The organism is Vibrio sp. 10N.222.48.A3 (assembly GCF_041475345.1).
Lineage (GTDB): Bacteria > Pseudomonadota > Gammaproteobacteria > Enterobacterales > Vibrionaceae > Vibrio > Vibrio tasmaniensis_A.
On sequence record NZ_JBFRVX010000698.1, the window covers coordinates 1 to 1,290 of the forward strand.

1 protein-coding gene and 2 pseudogenes are annotated in these 1,290 nt (G+C 42.6%); 2 read left to right on the forward strand and 1 reads right to left on the reverse strand.

What is annotated here, in order from left to right; translation table 11 throughout:
• Nucleotides 1-125 (reverse strand): annotated as a pseudogene (locus tag AB4653_RS18565) (chemotaxis protein CheV); the annotation flags it as partial.
• A 76-nt stretch (nt 126-201) separates the two neighbouring features.
• Here AB4653_RS18565 and flgA point away from each other — a divergent pair.
• Both flgA and AB4653_RS18575 read left to right on the forward strand, forming a co-directional pair.
• Nucleotides 202-948 carry a flagellar basal body P-ring formation chaperone FlgA gene (gene flgA, locus AB4653_RS18570; RefSeq protein WP_012603426.1) on the forward strand — a complete coding sequence of 249 codons (747 nt, stop codon included), beginning with the start codon at nt 202-204 and terminating at the stop codon, nt 946-948.
• Nucleotides 949-1,074: 126 nt separating this feature from the next.
• A pseudogene (locus AB4653_RS18575) lies at nt 1,075-1,290 on the forward strand (flagellar biosynthesis anti-sigma factor FlgM); the annotation flags it as partial.

Below are 1,290 nucleotides of genomic sequence, written 5' to 3' on the forward strand. Positions count from 1 at the left end.
TCTTTCACTTTAAATACATTAATACCGTAACGCTGACGCCCCATTAGGCGAAAGGTTAGTAATTCTAATCGGTTTTGACCGACGAGTTGCGTACGCTGATTCACTGAATCAAGAATACCCGTCATGAGCTCATCTCCATATCAAACTTTTTGGATAGAAAGTGTTAGTCTACTGCAGGCTACGAACCACTAGAGAAATAAAATGACATATCATAAAGCAAACATATATCTTTTTTCCATAGCTATGTGTAGAACTATTTTTAAAACTGTCGCTAAGTTTATCGGCATTCTAACAATATTGTTTAGTTTTTTTACACACGCGGCAACGCCGGAACAAATTGACATGATCCAATCAGCGGCTGAGCAACACATCCTTGACTCGGTGGAGCAACCGCGAGGCGGTGAACTTTTTGTTAATTCCGCTAATGTAGACTCTAGAATCAAAGCAACAAATTGTCCTATCCCCCTTGAGACAAGTGCCTCTACAACAACCAACACTCGCAGCAGCATTACTGTTTTAGTTCGTTGTGTTCCTGATGAATGGCGTGTTTACGTGCCAGTGCGCCTTTCAATGTCAGTACCACTTGTCACAACGACTCGTTCACTGGCGAGAGGCGAAATTGTCGGTCAATACGACGTCACAACTGCGATGATCTCTCTCAACAAATTTCGTCGCCAAGGCTTTACCACTCCACAACAAGTCATCGGTGCTAAGGTAAAAAAGAACCTAAGACCCGGTGATGTTGTCGAAAGAGGCGATATTTGTGTCGTATGTCGAAATGAGAAGGTTATCATACAGGCAGTAAAAGGTGGCATGACCATTACCACCAAAGGTACTGCACTTACCGATGGCTCAATGGGTGATCAAGTTAGGGTGAAAAATGACAAATCACAGCGTATAATCGAAGGTATTGTTACCAGCATGTCTGAAGTCACGGTTTACTTTTAACACTTCACTTTAAAGTGTCGGTATCGTTAGCGCTTTTATTCTCAACTCTAACATCCAATTATAACGGTTGAGGTGTTTGGTTCGTTTTCGACTATTGAGCTAAAAATTGCTAAAGTATTCTCACCCATGGTCGATATTGACTGTACAGGTTCCCATTTTGAAGAAAAAGGCTTAACTATGGCAGGTATTGATAATATTCGTTCAGGGCAAACCCTAGCGAGCACTAACCGCTCAGCAGTGCGCTCTGATTCTAAGTCTGAGGCATCAAGAGCTGATGTGTCATCTAAATCACCCGCAAGCAAAGATGCGGTTTCACTAAGCCAACAAGGCAAGGCGAGTGGT

Coding starts and splice junctions, on each gene's coding strand:
- flgA (WP_012603426.1), top strand. CDS start 202: ATGACATATCATAAAGCAAACATATATCTTTTTTCCATAGCTATGTGT.